Source organism: Lysobacter sp. MMG2 (assembly GCF_016735495.2).
Classification (GTDB): domain Bacteria; phylum Pseudomonadota; class Gammaproteobacteria; order Xanthomonadales; family Xanthomonadaceae; genus Lysobacter_J.
This window is the reverse complement of record NZ_JAERQY020000001.1, coordinates 990,072-1,009,369: the sequence shown is the minus strand read 5'-3', so window position 1 is coordinate 1,009,369 and position 19,298 is coordinate 990,072. Positions and strand designations below refer to the sequence as shown.

The window sequence follows — 19,298 nt, the reverse complement described above, 5'->3', positions numbered from 1 at the left end:
GTTTGGAGAACCAATTCGGCAGGTCCCGTGGGGGCCATTCGTCCGGCGGCGCGCATGAAACAAGGCCGGCCGAGTTCAGCGGCCGGCCTCTTGCCATCGGGTGCGCGGATCAGCGCGTCATCAAGGCGCGGGGCCGTACCAGCGCCGCGCCATCCAGGCCGTCGGAATGCCGATCAGCACCATGTGGGCGAGCAGGCAGGCGAGGTTCCAGTCGGGCAGGAAACGCCGTGGCGGCGCGGCCGAGAACAACGGCACGATCACGACGTGCAGCAGCACGAACCACGCCGCGCCGTACAGCGCACCGGCGAGCAGCGGGCGGTCTCGCAGCGCGCGGTAGTCGCGCGCGGCCAGGTGGTAGATCGCCACGATCGCCGACATCAGCGTGTAGTACAGGACCGCGCCCGCGGCGGCCGAGGCCATGCCCCCGGCGAAGGCCGCTTCGCGGCCGACGATCCAGGCCCAGATCGACTGCACGATCCGCACCGGCGGGGTGCCCGACTGCGCCCACCAGGCCATCGCGAACAGGAGGTCGGCGCTGCCGACGGCCAGGCCGCCGACGACGATCCAGGCCCAGGCCGCGGGGCGGGCGTGGCCTGCGAAGCGTGCGGAGGGCAGCACGGGGCCGGCCTTCATCGGCGCGGCTTTCATGGGCGCGGTTTTCATCGACGCGAAGCTCCTGGGGGCGGGCGGACGGGCGACGGCGAATGGCCCTATGAGGCCGCGAAGAATTGGCACTGGCAAGGGCCAATTCAGGGGGGTTCAATGGGGCCAATCGACTGCGGAGATCCGCCATGCACCTGCAGCTGGACGGTCGTGGTCCGCTCCATGCCCAACTGACTCGGGCGCTGAAGGGCGCCGTCTTCGGCGGCCGCATGAGCGAGGGCGCGCGATTGCCCGCCACGCGCCAGCTTGCGCGCGAGCTGGGCGTGTCGCGCAACACCGTGCTGGCCGCCTACGAGCAGCTGCGCGCCGAAGGCTTCGTCGATGGCCGCGTCGGCTCGGGCAGCTACGTGACACCGCCTCTGCAGGCCCCGCGCCCGCTGCACGCGGTGGACATGCCGCTGCCGGCGCAGTCGCAGTTCGCCCGCCGCGCGCGCGTCATCCACGATCACCTGCGCATACCAGGCCGCGCGATTCCCGGCGTGCGTTACGCCTTCCAGTACGGCGTTCCGCTGACCAATCCCGCGCTGACCAGCGCCTGGGCGCGCGAGCTGGCTCATGCGGCGGCCTACACCTCGCCGAACTACCCCGCCTCGCAGGGCGTGCCGGCGTTGCGCGAAGCCGTGTGCGACTACCTGGCGCGCCGGCGCGGCATCCAGGCCGAACCGCAGGACGTGGTGATCGTGGCCGGCACGCAGCAGGCGGTGGCGCTGACGGCGCGCGTGCTGCTGGATCCGGGCGACGAGGTGCTGCTGGAGGAGCCGCACTACTCGGCGATGCGCGAGGCGTTGCAGATCCACGGCGCAAAGGTCGTCACGCGCGACGTCGACGAACACGGGCTCATCGTCGACGACCTGCCCACGCACGCGCCCAAGCTCATCTGCGTCACGCCTTCGCACCAGTTCCCCAGCGGCGCGGTGCTGTCGTTGCCGCGCCGGCTGGAACTGCTCGACTACGCCCGCCGCCACGGGAGCTGGATCCTGGAGGACGACTACGACGGCGAGTTCCGCTACGACGCGCGACCGCTGGCCGCGTTGCGTTCGCTCGACGAGGGCGATCGGGTGATCTACGTGGGCACCTTCTCCAAGGCGATGTTCCCCTCGCTGCGGCTGGGTTACCTGGTAGTGCCGGCGGGACTGCGCGGGGATTACGTCAACGCCAAGTGGCAGGACGACTTCGGCTCCTGCGGCATCGAGCAGGCGGCGCTGGCGCGCTTCATCGTCGACGGCGGTTTCGAGCGCCATCTGCGCCGCGCGTGGAAGACGCTGAAGGAGCGCCGCGATGCGCTGCTGGACGGATTGCAGCGCTGCGGACGCGGGCGGCTGCGCATCAACGATTCACACGCCGGCATGCATCTGGTGGTCTGGCTCAACGGTCGCAATGCGGCCGAAGGTGAGGCGTTCATCGCGCGGGCGCGCAGCCTGGGGCTGGGGCTCTATCCGATCGCGCCGTATTACCTGGCGCCGCCCGACAGCGCCGGCCTGCTGCTGGGCTATTGCGGACTGTCGGTGGCGGAGATCGAGGAGGCCGTGGCGCTGTTCGCGACCTGTCTGGACGAGTTCGACGCGGCCTGAGGCTTCAGCGCGACAGCCACGCCGCGGCCAGCAGGCCGACGCCGATCCACACCGCGTCCATCGCGCTGTTGGCCAGCTGAACCAGGATCCACGCGTGGTGCCCGCCCAGTTTCATGGCCGAGTCCCACGGGTCCAGGCCGAGCATGCCGCCCAGCTGCGTGGCGGTGATGAACCAGTTGGCTGCGATCACGATCCCGGCCGTCGCGGCGACGCCGGCGACCATCCGCCCCAGGCCCGGACGCCAGCCGCCCAGGCGCAGCATCCAGGCGATGTCGAGCGCGCCCAGCACCGCCATCCAGCCCAATTGACGACCGCTGTAGAGGCTGGCCAGGACCCACACCGCGGCGAAGCCGAACGCGCCGAGCAGCAACAGCGGCCACGAGAGCCACGAGGTGCGGCGGGCAGGGGCGGGTGGTGTCATCGAACGCTCGCGGGGGCGACAGGCCGCACAGCATAGCGGGCGAGCGCGCAAAACGACCGGCGCGGCAACGCTGCATCGCGTGCGCGACGGGCTCGTGCGGGCACGGTGCCGCTAGAATGGCCGCACTTGTGCCGGGGCCCGGCACCCCAATCTTCCCGGCATGTATTCCCGCAGCAGCGAACCCGTCCGTTTCGAGCGCGATTGCGCCGTCGTCATGGTCCCGCAGGGCGAACAGGTCACGTTGCCCGCGGGCAGCGTGGGCTACATCACCCAGGGCCTGGGCGGCAGCTACACCGTGTTCGTCGAAGGCAACCTCTTCCGTGTCGCCGGCCGCGATGCCGACGCCATCGGCAAGGAAGCGCCCGAACCCCTGGAACTGCCCGAAGGCGCCGACGACGAGGCGGTCGAGCAGATGGTGTGGCGCCAGCTGCGCACCTGCTTCGACCCGGAGATCCCGATCAACGTGGTCGACCTGGGCCTGGTCTACGAGGCCCGCATCGCGCCGCATCCGGAAAAGCCCGGCCAGCGCCGCGTCGAAGTGCGCATGACCCTGACGGCCCCCGCCTGCGGCATGGGCGACATCCTGGTCGCCGACGTGCGCGACAAGCTGGAGATGATCCCGACGGTGGTGGAGGCCGATGTGGATCTGGTCTTCGACCCGCCGTGGAACCGCACGATGATGTCCGAGGCCGCGCGCCTGGAGACCGGGATGCTCTGAGCATCCCCGTGAAAACCGTTGTGCAGTGCACGAACGCCCCGCCCAGCGGGGCGTTTTCGTTGGTGTTGTCCACCGGGCGCAACTGTGACGGCCGTTCCTGAACAGTGATGGCATCCACAAATGGGTGACTTTGCCAATCCTGTCGCGTCGATGGGTGGTGGGGCATCGGGTACACCTCGCGTTGTGTTGAGACGCGGCCGGCTCCGGTCGGCCGCGTGACCCCGCCGGTACCGGGCCGGAACGGGGGGCAAGGCCCGGCAACTGCGCTGGCAGGGTCGCGGAACAGGGGGCGGGCAACCGCCGAGACTCCGGAGTGCGTGATGCCGGGTTGTCGCAGCTTCTGCGGCACCGGAGGTGTCAGCTGGCAAAACGGTCGTCCGCCTCGACGCGGACGGCCGCACACAAGGCCCGTCACACGGTGCCCATCGGCGCCGGTAGGCAGGTCTTTCCATCACGCAGTCCCAACTTCGGGGGTTCCACCAGATGTCTGATCGCCGCATCCGCGCTCATGCGCTTTCCGTCGCAACCGCCATCGCCCTGTCGTCCGCGCTCGCCGCTCCGGCGCTTGCGCAGCAGGCCCGCGTCAATCTCTCGGGCCTGGACGCCGAGACGAAGAACGACCGCTTCATCGTCAAGTACAAGGACGGCAGCGCCGAACGCGCCAATGTCGCCACGCTGCAAAGTGCGCTGAGCACGGCCGCCGCCTCTTCGACGGGTCGCGGCAAGGCCCTGGGACTGAAGCACCTGCGTCGCATCGCCACCGGCGCCGACGTGGTGCGCGCCGACCGCAAGCTGGACCGCGTGGAGGCCGAGAGCCTCATGCGCCAGATCGCGGCCGATCCGAACGTCGAGTACGTCGAGGTCGACAAGATCAACAAGCCGCTGCTCACGCCCAACGACACGCGCTACAGCGAGCAATGGGGCTACTCCGGCACGTACGGCATCAAGGCCAACCAGGCCTGGGATGTCACCAACGGCGCAGGCGCGGTGGTCGCGGTGCTCGACACCGGCATCACCAACCACAGCGACCTCAACGCGAACGTGCTGCCGGGTTACGACTTCATCATCGACACCGCGGTGTCGAACGACGGCAACGGCCGCGACAGCGACGCCAGCGATCCGGGCGACTGGGTCAGCGCGAACCAATGCGGCGGCTCGCATGCCGCGCAAGGTTCCAGCTGGCACGGCACGCACGTGGCCGGCACCATCGCGGCGGTGACCAACAACGCCAAGGGCGTGGCCGGCGTGGCGTACGGCGCGAAGATCGTGCCGGTGCGCGTGCTGGGCACCTGCGGCGGTTACGACTCCGACATCGCCGACGCGATCATCTGGGCCTCCGGCGGCACCGTCAGCGGCGTGCCGGCCAATGCCAATCCGGCCGAAGTCATCAACCTCAGCCTCGGCGGCAGCGGCGCATGCGGCACCACGACGCAGAACGCGATCAACAGCGCGGTCGGCCGCGGCACCACGCTCGTCATCGCCGCGGGCAACGACAACGTCAACGTGTCCAACGCCTCGCCGGCGAACTGCAACAACGTCATCGCCGTGGCGTCGATCACCAGCACCGGCGCGCGTTCGAGCTTCTCCAACTACGGCTCGCTGATCGACATCGCCGCGCCGGGCTCGAACATCCTGTCCACGCTCAACAGCGGTTCGACCACGCCGGGCTCGGAAACCTACGCCAGCTACAACGGCACCTCGATGGCGACGCCGCACGTCGCGGGCGTGGTCGCGCTGCTGCAGGCCGTGGCGACCACGCCGAAGACGCCGGCGCAGGTGGAGGCGTTGATCAAGGCCAACGTCACCGCGTTCCCGTCGACGCCGTCACAGCCGATCGGCCCGGGCATCCTCAACGCCAAGGCCGTGGTCGACGCCGCCAACGGCACCACGCCGCCGCCCACCGGCCAGCTGACCAACGGCACGCCGGTCACCGGCCTGTCGGGCAGTGCCGGCACGGAGCTGCGCTACACGCTGGTCGTGCCCTCCGGCGCCAGCGGGCTGAGCTTCGTCACCTCCGGCGGCAGCGGCGACGCGGACCTGTTCGTGAAGTTCGGCAGCGCGCCGACCACGACCAGCTACGACTGCAAGTCCGAAGGCAGCAGCAACGCCGAGACCTGCAACATCGCCACCGCACAGGCGGGCACGTACCACGTGCTGGTGCGCGGCTACTCGGCGTTCTCGGCCCTGAGCCTGACCGGCAGCTACACCACCGGCGGTGGCGGCACGCAGACCTACAGCAACGGCACCGACTACACGATCAGCGACAACGCCACCGTCGACAGCCCGATCACGGTGTCCGGCCGCAGCGGCAACGCGCCGACCAACGCCTCGGTCACCGTCGCCATCGTGCACACCTACCAGGGCGACCTGAAGGTGGACCTGGTCGCGCCCGACGGCAGCCTCTACAACGTGCACAACCGCACCGGCGGCAGCGCGGACAACGTCAACAAGACGGTGACGTTCAACCTGTCGAGCGAAGCGCTCAACGGCACGTGGAAGCTGCGCGTGAACGACAACGCATCGGGCGACACCGGCTACATCAACAGCTGGTCGGTGACGTTCTGATCTGAAGTTGTGACAAAACCCGCTCCCGGCACGCGCCGGGAGCGGGGATTTCCTGCCGCGGCGCACGGATCGGCGCAGCGCATCGCGTCCGATGCGCGTCGCGGGGAAGGACACCCATCCACGCAGGAGGACATACGTATGAACCGCAGGATTTCCATGCATTCGCGCGTGCTGGTCGCGACCGGCGCGCTGCTGCTGTGCGGCACCGCGATCTCCGCCGAGCCGCTGTTTCTGGGCCCGGCGCAGGTGCAGTCGGCCTCGGCCACCACCGCCGGCCGCCTGGCCGCCAGCGCCACCACCACCTCGTTGCGCGCGCTGCGCGCCAATCCCGCGGTGGTGAGCGAGAGCAACGCCGAGATCGGCCTCGACCTCGGCCTGCGCAACGTCAACGCCGTGCTCGAAAAGGCGCAGGTGCAGCCCGACGGCAGCCTGGTCTGGATCGGTCACGTTCGCGAAACAGCCAAGGCGCGCACGATGACCGCGCGCGAAGTGAAGCACGACGGGAACAACTCCGTGATCCTGGTGAGGCGGGGGCAGGGCATCACCGGCAACGTGCGCGTGGACGGCCAGCTCTACCGCATCCGCCCGCTGCCCGACGGCAACCACGCGGTGATCGAAGTCAACGAGCGGGCGATGCCGCCGGATCATCCCAGCGCCTTCGGTGATCTTCCGCAGATCAACATGGAACCGCCCGCCGGACGCGTCGGCGCGCTCGCCATCGATCCTGGCCCGACGGCGACGATCCGCGTGCTGGTCGTGGCGACCAGCGCCGCCGTCTCCGCCTACGGCGGCGACATGCAGGCGCTCGCGCAGCTGGCGGTGGCCGAGTCCAACCAGGGCTACGTCAATTCGAACGTCGGCATCAACCTGGAACTGGCCGGCTACAGCAGCGTCACCTACAACGACGTCGGCATGAGCACCGACCTGTCGCGCTTCCGCGGCACCAGCGACGGCTACATGGACACCATCCACGCGCTGCGCGACAGCAACGCGGCCGACGTTGCGGTGCTGATCGGCAACGACAGTTCCGCCTGCGGCCTGGCGTCGGGCATCGGCTCCAGCGCGACGACGGCGTTCGCGACCGCGTACTGGGATTGCGCCACGGGCTATTACTCGTTCGCGCACGAAATCGGCCACCTGCAGTCGGCACGGCATGATCCCGCCACCGATCCGAGCACCTCGCCCTACGCCTACGGCCACGGCTACCGCGCGCCCAACAACGCGTGGCGCACGATCATGGCCTACGACTGCACCAGCGGCTGCCCGCGCCTGAACTACTGGTCGAACCCGGACGTCACCTACCAGGGCGTCGCGATGGGCACGGCGGCCACCAGCCACAACCAGCGCGTGCTGGTGAACACCAAGGCGACCATCGCGGCCTTCCGCGGCGGCGGTGGTGGCGGCACGCAGACCTACAGCAACGCCACCGACTACACGATCAGCGACAACGCCACCGTCGACAGCCCGATCACGGTGTCCGGCCGCAGCGGCAATGGCCCGGCGAGCGCGTCGATCGCGGTGAACATCGTGCACACCTACCGCGGTGACCTGAAGGTCGACCTCGTCGCGCCCGACGGCACGCTCTACAACATCCACAACCGCACCGGCGGCAGCGCGGACAACCTCGTCGGCACGTACACGAAGAACCTGACGAGCGAGCCGCTCAACGGCACCTGGAAGCTGCGCGTGAACGACAACGCCGGCGGCGACACGGGCTACATCAACAGCTGGAGCATCACGTTCTGAAGGCGACTCCAGCAAGTCGCATGGCGCCCCGCTGAGGGGCGCCTTCTCGACGCGGCCGTGCAGGGCGGCCGCTGTCGATCGAGGTCCGTGGCGATCGCCCCCTTTCGCAGCCGCATTTGCGGCGGCGACGCCACCATCGTCGGTTGTCGCAGCGCGAGCGTCATGACGCCACGCCGCTTCGACCTTTCCCCGCCGCGCAACGCGGCATTGAATGGACTTATGGGGTGAATCGAGATGTCCTCACGCAACCTGTGCTCCAACCGCATGCGCCTGCATGCTCTGGCCACCGCGACCGCGGTGATCCTCTCGTGCGCCTGCGCGCCGGCCTTCGCCGCCGATCGCGTGGACTTGAGCGGCCTCGCATCGGCGCCGACGCACGACCGTTTCATCGTCAAGTACCGCGACGGCAGCGCGCCGCGCGCCAACGCCGCCAACATGAAGCGCGCGCTGGATGCCGCCGCTTCGTTGGGCGTGGGTGGCAAGGCCGTCGGCCTGCAACAGCTGCGCAGTCTGTCGGTCGGCGGTGAACTCGTGCGCGCCGATCGCAAGCTGGATCGCGCAGAAGCCGAACAGCTGATGCGCCAGATCGCCGCGGACCCCAACGTCGAATTCATCGAAGTCGACCGTCTGCTCCAGATCGCGCTCACGCCGAACGACCCGCGCTATCCCGAGCAATGGGGCTACCAGGACAGCGACGCAGGCATCCGCGCGAACGAAGCCTGGGACAGCGCCAGTGGCACGGGCGTGGTGGTCGCGGTGCTCGACACGGGCATTACCAGTCATAGCGACCTCAACGCGAATGTCATCGCCGGCTACGACTTCGTCAGCGATGCGACCGCCGCGCGCGATGGCAACGGCCGCGATTCCAATCCCGCCGACCAGGGCGACTGGTACAGCGCGGGCGAATGCGGGCAGATTGTCGGTTCCAATTCAAGCTGGCACGGCACGCATGTGGCCGGCACGGTCGCGGCGCGCACCAACAACGGCATCGGCGTGGCCGGAACGGCGTTCAACGCACAGATCCAGCCCGTGCGCGTGCTGGCCAAGTGCGGCGGCAGCATTTCCGACATCGCCGATGCGATCACCTGGGCCTCGGGCGGCACGGTGAGCGGCGTTCCTGCGAATGCGACCCCGGCGGAGGTGATCAACCTCAGCCTCGGCGGCGGCGGTTCGTGCAGCGCGACGATGCAGAACGCGATCAACGGCGCTGTCAGCCGTGGCACCACGCTCGCCATCGCCGCGGGTAACAGCAACGCCAACACGTCCGGCTTCACACCGGCCAACTGCAACAACGTCATCGCCGTAGCGGCCATCACCAGCACCGGCCAGCGTTCCAGCTTCTCCAACTACGGCGCCTTGATCGACATCGCCGCGCCGGGTTCGAGCATCCTGTCCACGCTCAACGCCGGCACCACCACGCCGGGCGCGGAGAGCTACGCCAGCTACAACGGCACGTCGATGGCGGCACCGCACGTGGCCGGCGTGATCGCGCTGCTGCAGTCGGTGGCGGCGACGCCAAAAACGCCGGCGGAAGTGGAGCAGATCATCAAGACGAACTTCCGTCCGTTCCCGGTCACGCCGTCGCAGACGATCGGCCCGGGCATCCTCGACGCCAAGGCGGTGGTCGACGCGGCCGGCGGTGGTGGCGGAAACACGCCGCCGACGGCGAACTTCAGCTTCACCACCAGCGGCCTTACGGCGACCTTCACCGACAGCTCCAGCGATACCGACGGCAGCATCGTCTCGCGCAGCTGGAACTTCGGCGACGGCACCACGTCGACCGCGACGAGTCCGAGCAAGACCTACGCCTCGGCCGGCACGTACACCGTCACGCTCACCGTTACCGACGACGACGGCGCGACGAACACGAAGACCTCGTCGGTCACGGTGGGAAGCACCGGAGGTCCGCAGACGTACACCAACGGCACCGACTTCCCGATCAACGACAACGCCACGGTGGAAAGCCCGATCTCCGTCTCCGGCCGCACCGGCAACGCGCCGACCAACGCATCGGTCAGCGTGAACATCGTGCACACCTATCGCGGCGACCTGCGCGTGGATCTGGTCGCGCCCGATGGCAGCGTCTACAACCTGCACAACCGCACCGGCGGCAGCGCGGACAACCTCGTGCAGACGTACTCGCGCAATCTGTCGACCGAGGCGCTCAATGGCACTTGGCGGTTGCGTGTGAACGACAACGCCAGCCTGGATACGGGCTACATCAACAGCTGGTCGATCACGTTCTGACGGCTATAAAAGCAATTTCGAGTTTGGTACGGGGCCCCGGCGGAAACGTCGGGGCCCCTGTTTTTTAGGCGCTTTTTTGAGAAGTAGTGTGCACCGGGCTGATACATATTCGCCTTCTCTCGGGACCATGGCGCGGGGAAGATCGACGCGTTCGTCTATCAATGCCCCGCATTGAATCATCAGGGGGGGCTTCCGGTCTTGAGAGATGGTTGCATGGGCCAGTGCATCGCGAAGACGCGATGACGCAGGGGCTGGTTCCCATGCTGTTGCGACCCATGCCTCCCGATCCGGTTCGTTCCCAGACATGGCGGGGAGTCCGGTTGTCCAGAAGGAAGGAGTCCGCAAGATGCACGGTCGTTCCCGTAGTTCCCTTTGCACGCGTCTGATGGCGATCGCCATCGTGGCGGCGTGTTCATCGTTATCGACGGCAACTGCGCTCGCGCAGGCGCGTGTCGATGTCTCGGGCCTCGAGTCCGGCACGACCTATGAGCGCTTCATCGTGAAGTATCGGGATGGAAGTCCCGAAGCCATGAGCGCCGCATCACGCGAGCGCGCGCTCTCCACCGCTGCAGCGCGCAGCACGCGTGGCACAGCGGTGGGCCTGTCACAATTGCGACGCACGGCCCTGGGCGCGGACGTGGTCGTCACCCGCAACAGGCTCGACCGGGTCGAAGCGGAAGGGCTGATGCGCCAGATCGCCGCCCATCCGAACGTCGAGTACGTCGAGGTCGACCGCCTCAACTATCCGACCCTGACCCCCAACGACCCCAACTACAGCCAGCAGTGGGGTTACTCGGGAACGTACGGCATCCGCGCCAACGTCGCGTGGGATGTGACCCAGGGAGCGGGATCGGTGGTCGCGGTGCTGGACACCGGCATCACCAGTCACAGCGACCTCAACGCCAACGTGCTGCCGGGCTATGACTTCGTCACCGACATCACCATGGCAAATGACGGCAACGGGCGCGATGCCAACGCCAGCGACCCGGGCGACTGGGTGGCGGCGAATTCGTGCGGTTACGCGCATGCGGCACGGAACTCCAGCTGGCACGGAACCCACGTCGCCGGAACCATCGCCGCCGTCACGAACAACGGGAAGGGCGTGGCTGGCGTAGCGCCCGCGGCGAAGATCCTTCCCGTGCGCGTGCTGGGCAAGTGCGGTGGCTATACGTCCGACATCGCCGATGGCATCGTCTGGGCCTCCGGTGGCACGGTCGCGGGCGTACCGGCCAACGCCAATCCCGCCGAAGTCATCAACATGAGCCTCGGCGGCACCGCCGCATGCGGTGCTACGTACCAGAACGCGATCAACAGCGCCGTTAGCCGCGGAACCACGGTGGTCGTGTCCGCGGGCAACTCGAACGCCGATGCGTCCACTGCAACCCCGGCAAACTGCAACAACGTGATCGCGGTGGCAGCCACCACCAGCGCCGGTGTGCGATCGAGCTTCTCCAACCATGGTTCGCTGGTCGATATCGCCGCGCCGGGCTCGGACATCCTGTCCACCCTCAACAGCGGTACAACCGCACCGGGGACCGAGTCCTACGCCACCTACCAAGGCACGTCGATGGCAGCGCCCCATGTGTCGGGCGTGGTGGCTCTGATGCAGGCGGCGTCTACGACGCCGAAGACGCCGGCGCAGATCGAAGCCATCCTCAAGAGCACCGCCACGCCGTTCGCCTCGATACAGTCGCCGGCAATCGGCCCCGGCATCGTCAACGCGCGGCTCGCGGTGGACACAGTGCATCCGCCGGTGGTGCCGCCGGTGTTGCCGTCTGTCGTCGCGCTCGTCAAGGGTGTGCCCGTCACAGGGATTCTTGCTCCTGCTGGCGATGAGCGACTTTTCACGTTCAATGTTCCGGCCGGTGCGACCAACCTGACATTCAAGCTGTCCGGCGGCACCGGCGACGCGGACATGTACGTCAAGTTTGGCGACTGGCCCACGACCACGAGCTTCGACTGCAGGCCCTACCAGAGTGGAAACAACGAAACCTGCTCGTTCGCCACACCGCAGCCGGGTACGTACTTGGTCAAGGTCAGGGCCTACTCCGCGTTCTCGGGCGCGAGTCTGGTAGCCGACTACGTCCTGCCCGTCACCTCCACGACTTTGAACAAGGGCGTGCCTGTCACCGGGCTGTCGGCGGCTGCCGGTACTGAACGCAAGTACACGTTCGCCGTTCCGGCCGGCGCGAGCAACCTGACGTTCAAGCTCTCTGGTGGCACAGGCGACGCGGACATGTACGTCAAGTTCGGCAGTGCCCCCACCACCACGATTTACGACTGCAGGCCGTACCTGGGCGGCAACAATGAAACGTGCACCTTCGCCGCGCCGCAGGCGGGTACCTACCACGTCATGGTCAGGGCGTACTCCGCCTTCTCCGGGGCGAGCTTGGTGGCCGACTATGCCGCGGCGCCCAGCGCCGTGACCTATTCCAACGCCACCCGCTACAACATCCTCGACTTGACGACCATCGAGAGCCCGATCGTCGTGTCGGGTCGCAGCGGTAACGCGTCGGCGAGCACGCCGGTCACGGTCAACATCATCCACACGTACCAGGGCGATCTGAAGGTGGACCTGGTGGCGCCCAACGGCACGCTGTACAACCTGCACAACCGAACCGGGTACAGCACGGACAACGTGCAGAAGACGGTGACGCTGAACCTGTCGGCACATCCGCTCAACGGCACGTGGAAGCTGCGCGTGTACGACGGCGCGGGCGGCGACACGGGGTACCTGCAGAACTGGTCGATCCGCTTCTGATCGACGCCGAGCACCAATCAATGCCCGCGCCTTCGGGGGCGGGCATTGTCGTGTGAAGGGTTAGCGACTCAGCCGATCGGCTCGAAGCGATTCGCCGCGACGTTCTTGCGCACTTCCAGTGGATTCCAGATGCGGCCGTTCATGGCGATGTACACGCCCGGCGGCAGCGACTGCACGGCACCGACCGCGCAGCCGACGTTGAACTCCGCGTCCGAGCCGCGGAAGCGCGCCGGGCTCAGCGCGCCGGTGAGGACGATCGTCTTGCCCTCCAGGCTGGCGAGCACCTTGGCCGTTTCCACCATGGTGTCGGTGCCGTGGGTCAGCAATACGTGCTTGACCGGCTGGGCGGCGATGGTCGCGCGGATCAGCTCGCGGTCGTCGGCGGTGATGTGCAGCGAATCCTTGCGCAGGATCGGGATCACGTTGAACTGGAATGCGACGCCCAGCTCACGCAGGATGCCGCCGATCTGCGGTTCGCCGATCTGGTAATCCGACTTGTCGTCGAAGTAGATCTTGTCGATCGTGCCGCCGGTGGTGACGATGCAGAGCTGGTCCATCGTGGAATGCGCGCGCGTGGAAGACGGCCGAAATTATACCGGCCGCACCGCCGCCCGCGCCCTCAGCCCTTGCGCGCGAACCGCGCCCGCAGGCCGGGCAGGCTCGCAGAGAAGACCACCACGATGGCCAGCACGACCTCGGTCAGGGCGAAGCCGCGTTCGGCCGGGCGCGACCAGGCCACCATCACGCCATGGCTGAACCACGCCAGGGCCAGCACGCCGGCCCAGAACGACGCCGCGCGCATCCGGCGCAGCACGCCGGCGGCCAGGGCCAGCGGCGGCAGGGCGAACACCAGCAGTTCGGCGACGGGCGAGGCATCCGCCGCGAACCACGCGATGAACAACGCGGTCAAGGCGAGCAGGGCGATGACCAGCACGTGTCGCGCGTTCATGCCGCCACCTTCGCCACCAGCGTCGCCAGCCGGCGGCCGAGCGCGCGCGCCAGCTGCGCCTCTTCATCGGTCGGCTGCGGGTCGTCGTCGTTGCCGGCCACGTGCGAGGCGCCGTAGGGCGTGCCGCCGCTGCGCGTGGTGCTCAGCGCGGGCTCGGTATAGGGAATGCCCATCAACACGCAGCCGTGGTGCAGCAGGGGCACCATCATCGTCAGCAGCGTGGATTCCTGGCCGCCATGCATGGTCGCGGTGGAGGTGAACACCGCCGCGGGCTTGCCCACCAGCGTGCCGCTGGTCCATTCGCCGACCAGGCCGTCGAGCCAGTGCTTCACCGGCGCGGCCATGTTGCCGAAGCGCGTCGGGCTGCCGAGCGCGAGTCCGGCGCATTCGACCAGATCGCGTGGTTCGACATACGGGGCACCGTCTTCCGGCACCGGCGGCGCGGCGGCCTGCGTAACAGCGGCCACGGGTGGCACGGTGCGGATGCGCGCGCTCACGCCCTCGACCTCGCCGATGCCGCGCGCAATCTGTCGCGCCAACCGTGCCACGGAACCGCCGCGGCTGTAGTAGAGCACCAGGATCTCGGGCATCGCGTCCTCCTTCAGGGCGCACAGGATAACGGCAACGCCGTGATGTGCAGGCACCGCCGGCCGCGGCGCGCCATGACCCCGCTACCTGCGCCCATCGGTTACCCTCCGGCGCATGGACCCGCTGGATACCTTGTACCGATGGAGCGAACGCGCGCGCGACCGCGCCCGCGTCGGCACCTTCTTCCGTTTCCTCGCGCGGCGCTTCCTCGAGGACAACCTGTTCCAGGCGGCGGGCGCGCTGGCCTACACGACGGTGTTCGCGCTGGTGCCGCTGTCGATGGTGGTCTTCGGCGTGTTGTCGGCGTTCCCGGTGTTCGGCGAATGGAGCGACAAGCTCAGCGACTACATCTTCTCCAACTTCGTGCCCAGTGCGGCGCGGTCGGTGGAGGCGTACCTGAAGCAGTTCTCGGCCAACGCAGGCCAGCTCACCGCCGCAGGCGTGATCGCGCTGGTGGTGTCGCTGCTGATCACGCTCAACGGCGTGGAGTCGGCGTTCAACCGGATCTGGCGGGTGAAGTCGGGGCGCCCGCGGATCGGACGCTTCCTCGTGTACTGGACGGTGCTGACCCTCGGCGCGCTGATGGCCGCCGCCAGCCTGGCGTTGTCGGCGAAGTTCTTCGCGATGTCGATGTTCGAAACCGAAGCCGGTCGAACGCTGCAGACCGCGATGCTGCGCCTGTCGCCGATGACGCTGGAGTTCCTCGCCTTCGCGGCCATCTACCGCGTCGTTCCGCATCGCACGATCCACTGGCGCCACGCCTTCGCCGGCGCGGCGCTGGCGGCGGTGTTGTTCGAAATCGTGAAGTGGGGCATCAGCCTGTACCTGGGCAACTTCGGCTCCTACTCGAAGATCTACGGCACGCTGGCCTTCGTGCCGATCTTCCTGCTGTGGATCTACATGAGCTGGGTGGCGATCCTGCTGGGCGCGTCGCTGGCCTCGTCGATGTCCGAGTTCCGCTATCAGCCCGTCGGCATGCGCCTGCCGCTGGGCTTCGAGATCTACGGCCTGCTGCGGCTGCTCGCGCGTTTCGACGAAGCGCGAAAGCACGGGCGCGGGCTGCACAGCGACCAGATCGAGAACCTGGAGCCCATGCTGACCGATGCGCTGGTGCAGCAGATGCTGGCGCAGCTGGACACGATCAACGTGGTGCGCCGTGCCGAGACCGGCGAATGGATACTCTCCCGCGATCTGGACGAACTCTCCCTGGCCGAGCTGTACGAAGCCTGCCAGTTGCGAATCCCCGTCGCCGAAGCGGTGCTGCCGTGCCGTGACGATTCCCTGGGGCGCTCGGCCATCGCCGCGCTCGACGAACTGCGCCTTCCCCTGCGCGAGCTGCTCAAGCGGCGCGCATCCTCCATCCATGCCGACGAGGTCTGACATGTCCAGCCGTGCGCCCACGGGTTCCCTCCTTGTCGTCGCGCTCGCCGCGACGATGCTGCTTGCCGCGTGCAAGCAAAAGCCCGCCGACACCGACCTGGCCGCGCCGCAAACGCCCGCCGACACCGGCGCGCTGACCCTGCCGCAACCCGCCGAACAGCCGCGCACGGAAAGCGATGTCGACGTGCCCAAGCTCACCATCGCCACGGTCGATGGCCAGCAGTACGACTTGGCCGCGCGCCGGGGCAAGTGGGTGGTGGTGAACTTCTGGGCGACGTGGTGCAAGCCGTGCCTGAAGGAAATGCCCGAGTTGTCGGCGCTGGACGCGATGCGCGAGCACATCGAGGTCGTCGGCCTGGCCTACGAGGACATCACGCCGGACGACATGAAAGTGTTCCTGAAGCTGCACCCGGTGGTGTACCCGATCGCGGTGGTGGATACGTTCAACCCGCCGGCCGATTTCGCCACGCCGCGCGGATTGCCGATGACCTACCTGATCGCGCCGGATGGCAAGGTCGCCGACAAGTTCCTCGGTCCGATCACGGCCAAGGACATCGAAGCGGCGATCACGAAGGCCGGAGGGCCGAAGGCCGGGCAGTCGTGAGCGCGGCGCGCTTCATCGTCAGCGGCAAGGTGCAGGGCGTGTTCTTCCGCGCGTCCGCGCGCGAGGAAGCGCTGCGGCTGGGCCTGCGCGGCTGCGCGAAGAACCTGCCCGACGGCCGCGTCGAGGTGATCGCGGCAGGCGAGGAAACGGCCCTGGATGACCTCGCCGCCTGGCTGCGCGAAGGCCCGCCGATGGCGCGCGTGGACGATCTGGAACGCTTGCCCGCGCGCGATGAGGAAGTGGGCGAGGGCTTCACGACCGCGTGAGCGGTACGCGACGCTTCAACCCGCCAGGCCCGACAGCGTGCCTTCGTGCAGGTTCGTCCAGTCCGGGTCGCGTTCGGTGGTGACGTCGATCGGCAGGCGCACGTCGCCCTGCGGAATCGCCCGCAGTGCCCGCGCGAACGCACGTACGTCGGCGCCGTAGAACAACCATTGGCGATCGCCGTCGTGCGTGATCACGGCGGCGAGCACGGCGGTCTGGTCCGGTTCGACCGCGGCGATGAGCCAATCCTCGAACACGCCCATCTGTTCGCTGGCCGTGCGGTCGGGCATGCCGGCCGCATTGGGCGCGTAGTGCCAGACCACCCGCATCAGGTGCGGGTAGGCGCTCACGTCGGGGTGTTCGCGAAAGTCCTCGCGGAAACGCAGAAACAGCGGATGCCCCTCGCATTCGCCTTCGGCGAGCGTCCAGCGATCGGCGGCGACGATCTGCGCCACCGTCATCGGCGTGGCGCCCTTGGCGGGCGCCATCGGCAGGAGCATCAGCCCGACCAGCAGCAGATGCTTCATCGGCACGATTCAGGCCGAATCGCGTTGCAGCTGCGGCCAGCCTTCGCCGAGCGAATCCGACAGCCGTTGCCTGTGCACCCATTCGCCGCGCGTGTTGTACAGCAGGTAGAGCCCGATGGCGGTGCCCAGTGGAATCAGCGGCAGCATCATCACGCCCAGCACGGTGGATGCCGTGCGCGCCCACGATCGGCACTGCTCCGCTCCCGACGCGACGGCGAAGTGCACGGCGGCCAGCACCGCGAACGGCGCCGCCAGCGCCAACGCACCCAACAGCGGTGCCTGGCGTGTCATCAGGTAAGCGAAAATCGCGGCCATCACCGCGATGACGCAATGGATCCCGGCGACGGTGCGATGCGCGTGCGCCGCCCTGGCTTGCTGTTCCATGACGATCCCCCTTGGTCGTGCCCAGAACCTGCCGGTCGGCCGTGCCTACCCCAGCGCAGCCCGTCCCCAACCAGCCCCCACCGCACTGTATGGCCCTGCGAGGCTGCCGGTAAAGGCATCGGGCTGCCGGTCGTCGGGAGGCGCGGCCTCAGTCGCGCGTCGGCGCGATGGGCTTGAGTACCGTGTAGCGCTCCTTCCGGGGCTTTCCTTCCAGTGGCGGGAACTCGACCGTGTGCTCCGGCACGCGCTTGTCGGGCATGCGGTCGAGCAGATTCCGGATCAGCGCCAGGCGACCGCGCCGCTGGTCGTTGAACTCGACCAGCGTCCACGGCGCGTGCTCGGTGTGGGTGGCCTTGAGCATCGCTTCGCGGGCGCGGGTGTAGTCGTCGTAATGCTCGCGCGAAGCGACGTCGATGGGCGAGAGCTTCCAGCGCTTGAGCGGATCGAGCAGACGTTCGGCGAAGCGCTCCTCCTGCTTGGCCTGGTCGCAGCACAGCCAGTACTTGATCAGCACGATGCCGTCGTCCACCAGCAGTTGCTCGAACACCGGCGCCTGGCGCAGGAACGTGCGCACCTGCTCGGTGTCGGCATAGCCCATCACTTTCTCGACGCCGGCGCGGTTGTACCAGCTGCGGTCGAACAGCGCGATTTCGCCGGCACCCGGAAGGTGCGGCATGTAGCGCTGGAAATACCACTGGCCCATCTCGCGCTCGGTCGGGCGGGGCAGGGCGACGATGCGGCATTGGCGCGGGTTGAGGTGCTCGGCGATGGCGTCGATGGCGCCGCCCTTGCCGGCGGTGTCGCGACCTTCGAACAGCACTACCAGCCGCTTGCCGGTGTCGCTGAGCCAGCGCGCCATTTCGACGAGTTCGACCTGCAACGGCTCCAGCGCCGCGTCGTATTCCTTGCGCTTGAGCTTGGCCATCACCCGGCGCTCCGCCGGCGGCGTGGACGCGAGGCCGTGCCGGCCGCACTCGCCGATGCCGTGCGCTTGCGCGTGCCGGCCATGCTGCGCGCGACTTCCAGCAGCGCGCCCTGCTGGCGCGTGTCGAGCGCACGGTAGGCGGCGAGCAGGTCGTGTTCGCCCTGGGTGCGCGCGGGATCGAAGGTGCTGGCCAGTTCGGCGAGCAGTGCGCCGGCCGGTACGCCGAATGCGCGCGCCAGGGCGTCGAGCTGTTCGCGCCCGGGCAGCTTCTCGCCCTTGAGCCAGGCGCTGACCGTGGCGACGCCGGCGCGCGGGATCGCGGTGGCGATGTCGGCGGCGCTCATGCCGCTGGCTTTTGCGAGCAAACGCAGGGTGGTGTCCAGCGGCATGTCCTCACTCCATCACAGCGATGACGACGTGGTTGCGACGATGGCGCCGCGTCGGTGATGCGCGCGTCAGCGTTCGCGCAGGCGCGGGCGCAGCGTGGCCAGGTTGCAGGGCTTGGTGCGCGAATCCAGCTGCGCGTGGATGATCTTCTCCCACGCGGTGCGGCAGGCCGAGGTCGAGCCCGGCAGCGCGAACACGAACGTGCCGTTCGCCAGCCCCGCGAAGGCGCGCGACTGCAATGTCGAGGTGCCGATCTCGTCGAAGCTGACCGCACGGAACAGCTCGCCGAAGCCGGGCATTTCCTTGTCGAGCAGCGGCAGCAGCGCTTCGGGCGTGGAGTCGCGACCGGTGAAGCCGGTGCCGCCGGTGACCAGCACGCCGTCGACGCCCTCGTCGGCGATCCAGCGCGAGACGACTGCGCGCAGCTGATAGCGGTCGTCGCGCAGCAGCGCGCGTTCGGCGAGGCGATGTCCGGCGTCGGTAAGCGCCTGCACGAGGTAATCGCCCGAGCTGTCCTCGACCAGCGTGCGCGTGTCGGACACGGTAAGCACGCACAGGTTCAGCGGGATCAATTCTGCGGTGGCGGTCATGCGGGCAG

The 19,298-nt window shown here is 68.3% G+C and carries 19 protein-coding genes and 2 pseudogenes; 11 read left to right on the top strand and 10 right to left on the bottom strand.

What is annotated here, in order from left to right; translation table 11 throughout:
• Positions 1–120: 120 nt before the first annotated feature.
• Entirely contained in the window at positions 121–663 is a 543-nt protein-coding gene (locus tag JI752_RS04500) for a hypothetical protein (protein ID WP_216959789.1), read from the bottom strand.
• A 128-nt stretch (positions 664–791) separates the two neighbouring features.
• On the opposite strand from JI752_RS04500, the gene JI752_RS04495 reads away from it, so the two are divergent.
• On the top strand, positions 792–2,234 hold the full coding sequence (locus JI752_RS04495; protein ID WP_216959786.1) for a PLP-dependent aminotransferase family protein: 1,443 nt from the start codon (positions 792–794) through the stop codon (positions 2,232–2,234).
• Between the two features lie 4 nt (positions 2,235–2,238).
• Here the strand turns inward: JI752_RS04495 and JI752_RS04490 are convergent, their stop codons facing one another.
• Positions 2,239–2,655 carry a hypothetical protein gene (locus JI752_RS04490; RefSeq protein WP_216959784.1) on the bottom strand — a complete coding sequence of 139 codons (417 nt, stop codon included), beginning with the start codon at positions 2,653–2,655 and terminating at the stop codon, positions 2,239–2,241.
• A 160-nt stretch (positions 2,656–2,815) separates the two neighbouring features.
• On the opposite strand from JI752_RS04490, the gene sufT reads away from it, so the two are divergent.
• From sufT to JI752_RS04465, 7 genes and pseudogenes are all read left to right on the top strand, one after another.
• Positions 2,816–3,373, top strand: coding sequence for a putative Fe-S cluster assembly protein SufT (gene sufT, locus JI752_RS04485; RefSeq protein ID WP_216959781.1), 558 nt, complete (start codon positions 2,816–2,818; stop codon positions 3,371–3,373).
• A gap of 483 nt (positions 3,374–3,856) precedes the next feature.
• Positions 3,857–5,578, top strand: a pseudogene (locus JI752_RS04480) (S8 family peptidase); the annotation flags it as partial.
• A gap of 87 nt (positions 5,579–5,665) precedes the next feature.
• Entirely contained in the window at positions 5,666–5,938 is a 273-nt protein-coding gene (locus JI752_RS19245; protein WP_345777332.1) for a proprotein convertase P-domain-containing protein, read from the top strand.
• Positions 5,939–6,094: 156 nt separating this feature from the next.
• A pseudogene (locus tag JI752_RS04475) lies at positions 6,095–7,324 on the top strand (zinc-dependent metalloprotease); the annotation flags it as partial.
• An 87-nt stretch (positions 7,325–7,411) separates the two neighbouring features.
• Positions 7,412–7,684 (top strand): proprotein convertase P-domain-containing protein, encoded by a 273-nt coding sequence (locus tag JI752_RS19240; protein WP_345777331.1) that lies wholly within the window; start codon positions 7,412–7,414, stop codon positions 7,682–7,684.
• Between the two features lie 264 nt (positions 7,685–7,948).
• Positions 7,949–9,931, top strand: coding sequence for a S8 family serine peptidase (locus JI752_RS04470; RefSeq protein ID WP_254200360.1), 1,983 nt, complete (start codon positions 7,949–7,951; stop codon positions 9,929–9,931).
• 385 nt (positions 9,932–10,316) lie between these two features.
• Complete coding sequence (locus JI752_RS04465; protein ID WP_216959768.1) at positions 10,317–12,692, top strand: S8 family serine peptidase; 2,376 nt, start codon at positions 10,317–10,319, stop codon at positions 12,690–12,692.
• Between the two features lie 68 nt (positions 12,693–12,760).
• On the opposite strand, the gene JI752_RS04460 is transcribed toward JI752_RS04465, so the two are convergent.
• From JI752_RS04460 to wrbA, 3 genes are all read right to left on the bottom strand, one after another.
• Positions 12,761–13,249, bottom strand: a complete 489-nt coding sequence (locus JI752_RS04460) for an asparaginase domain-containing protein (RefSeq protein ID WP_216959765.1) — start codon at positions 13,247–13,249, stop codon at positions 12,761–12,763.
• A 62-nt stretch (positions 13,250–13,311) separates the two neighbouring features.
• Positions 13,312–13,641: a DUF2069 domain-containing protein gene (locus JI752_RS04455; protein WP_216959763.1), complete on the bottom strand. Its 330-nt coding sequence runs from the start codon at positions 13,639–13,641 to the stop codon at positions 13,312–13,314.
• Positions 13,638–14,231, bottom strand: a complete 594-nt coding sequence (wrbA, locus tag JI752_RS04450) for an NAD(P)H:quinone oxidoreductase (RefSeq protein ID WP_216959761.1) — start codon at positions 14,229–14,231, stop codon at positions 13,638–13,640. Before wrbA ends, JI752_RS04455 begins: the two co-directional genes overlap by 4 nt.
• Before the next feature lie 112 nt (positions 14,232–14,343).
• On the opposite strand from wrbA, the gene JI752_RS04445 reads away from it, so the two are divergent.
• Genes JI752_RS04445 through JI752_RS04435 form a run of 3 tightly spaced genes read left to right on the top strand, consistent with a single transcriptional unit; the run spans position 14,344 to position 16,479 of the window.
• Positions 14,344–15,609, top strand: coding sequence for a YihY family inner membrane protein (locus tag JI752_RS04445; RefSeq protein WP_216959759.1), 1,266 nt, complete (start codon positions 14,344–14,346; stop codon positions 15,607–15,609).
• A gap of 1 nt (position 15,610) precedes the next feature.
• The gene (locus JI752_RS04440; RefSeq protein ID WP_345777318.1) at positions 15,611–16,213 is read left to right on the top strand and encodes a TlpA disulfide reductase family protein; all 603 of its coding nucleotides are present in this window, start codon (positions 15,611–15,613) and stop codon (positions 16,211–16,213) included.
• Positions 16,210–16,479 carry an acylphosphatase gene (locus JI752_RS04435; RefSeq protein ID WP_216959755.1) on the top strand — a complete coding sequence of 90 codons (270 nt, stop codon included), beginning with the start codon at positions 16,210–16,212 and terminating at the stop codon, positions 16,477–16,479. Before JI752_RS04440 ends, JI752_RS04435 begins: the two co-directional genes overlap by 4 nt.
• Before the next feature lie 15 nt (positions 16,480–16,494).
• On the opposite strand, the gene JI752_RS04430 is transcribed toward JI752_RS04435, so the two are convergent.
• The 5 genes from JI752_RS04430 to moaB form a co-directional block, all read right to left on the bottom strand.
• Positions 16,495–17,004 carry a DUF695 domain-containing protein gene (locus JI752_RS04430; RefSeq protein WP_216959753.1) on the bottom strand — a complete coding sequence of 170 codons (510 nt, stop codon included), beginning with the start codon at positions 17,002–17,004 and terminating at the stop codon, positions 16,495–16,497.
• Positions 17,005–17,013: 9 nt separating this feature from the next.
• Positions 17,014–17,388, bottom strand: coding sequence for a hypothetical protein (locus JI752_RS04425; RefSeq protein WP_216959750.1), 375 nt, complete (start codon positions 17,386–17,388; stop codon positions 17,014–17,016).
• 148 nt (positions 17,389–17,536) lie between these two features.
• Positions 17,537–18,313 carry a polyphosphate kinase 2 gene (gene ppk2, locus JI752_RS04420; protein WP_216959748.1) on the bottom strand — a complete coding sequence of 259 codons (777 nt, stop codon included), beginning with the start codon at positions 18,311–18,313 and terminating at the stop codon, positions 17,537–17,539.
• A complete protein-coding gene (locus JI752_RS04415; protein ID WP_216959745.1) occupies positions 18,313–18,702 on the bottom strand; it encodes a helix-turn-helix transcriptional regulator in 390 nt (129 codons plus the stop codon). The genes ppk2 and JI752_RS04415 overlap by 1 nt, the downstream gene beginning before the upstream one ends.
• A gap of 66 nt (positions 18,703–18,768) precedes the next feature.
• Entirely contained in the window at positions 18,769–19,290 is a 522-nt protein-coding gene (gene moaB, locus JI752_RS04410; protein WP_216959742.1) for a molybdenum cofactor biosynthesis protein B, read from the bottom strand.
• Positions 19,291–19,298 lie beyond the last annotated feature (8 nt).

Excerpts from the sequence above, each read along its gene's own strand:
- JI752_RS04500 (WP_216959789.1), bottom strand. The coding sequence starts at position 663 with ATGAAAACCGCGCCCATGAAAGCCGCGCCGATGAAGGCCGGCCCCGTG.
- JI752_RS04495 (WP_216959786.1), top strand. The coding sequence starts at position 792 with ATGCACCTGCAGCTGGACGGTCGTGGTCCGCTCCATGCCCAACTGACT.
- JI752_RS04490 (WP_216959784.1), bottom strand. The coding sequence starts at position 2,655 with ATGACACCACCCGCCCCTGCCCGCCGCACCTCGTGGCTCTCGTGGCCG.
- sufT (WP_216959781.1), top strand. The coding sequence starts at position 2,816 with ATGTATTCCCGCAGCAGCGAACCCGTCCGTTTCGAGCGCGATTGCGCC.
- JI752_RS04470 (WP_254200360.1), top strand. The coding sequence starts at position 7,949 with ATGCGCCTGCATGCTCTGGCCACCGCGACCGCGGTGATCCTCTCGTGC.
- JI752_RS04465 (WP_216959768.1), top strand. The coding sequence starts at position 10,317 with ATGGCGATCGCCATCGTGGCGGCGTGTTCATCGTTATCGACGGCAACT.
- JI752_RS04460 (WP_216959765.1), bottom strand. The coding sequence starts at position 13,249 with ATGGACCAGCTCTGCATCGTCACCACCGGCGGCACGATCGACAAGATC.
- JI752_RS04455 (WP_216959763.1), bottom strand. The coding sequence starts at position 13,641 with ATGAACGCGCGACACGTGCTGGTCATCGCCCTGCTCGCCTTGACCGCG.
- wrbA (WP_216959761.1), bottom strand. The coding sequence starts at position 14,231 with ATGCCCGAGATCCTGGTGCTCTACTACAGCCGCGGCGGTTCCGTGGCA.
- JI752_RS04445 (WP_216959759.1), top strand. The coding sequence starts at position 14,344 with ATGGACCCGCTGGATACCTTGTACCGATGGAGCGAACGCGCGCGCGAC.
- JI752_RS04440 (WP_345777318.1), top strand. The coding sequence starts at position 15,611 with ATGTCCAGCCGTGCGCCCACGGGTTCCCTCCTTGTCGTCGCGCTCGCC.
- JI752_RS04430 (WP_216959753.1), bottom strand. The coding sequence starts at position 17,004 with ATGAAGCATCTGCTGCTGGTCGGGCTGATGCTCCTGCCGATGGCGCCC.
- JI752_RS04425 (WP_216959750.1), bottom strand. The coding sequence starts at position 17,388 with ATGGAACAGCAAGCCAGGGCGGCGCACGCGCATCGCACCGTCGCCGGG.
- ppk2 (WP_216959748.1), bottom strand. The coding sequence starts at position 18,313 with ATGGCCAAGCTCAAGCGCAAGGAATACGACGCGGCGCTGGAGCCGTTG.
- JI752_RS04415 (WP_216959745.1), bottom strand. The coding sequence starts at position 18,702 with ATGCCGCTGGACACCACCCTGCGTTTGCTCGCAAAAGCCAGCGGCATG.
- moaB (WP_216959742.1), bottom strand. The coding sequence starts at position 19,290 with ATGACCGCCACCGCAGAATTGATCCCGCTGAACCTGTGCGTGCTTACC.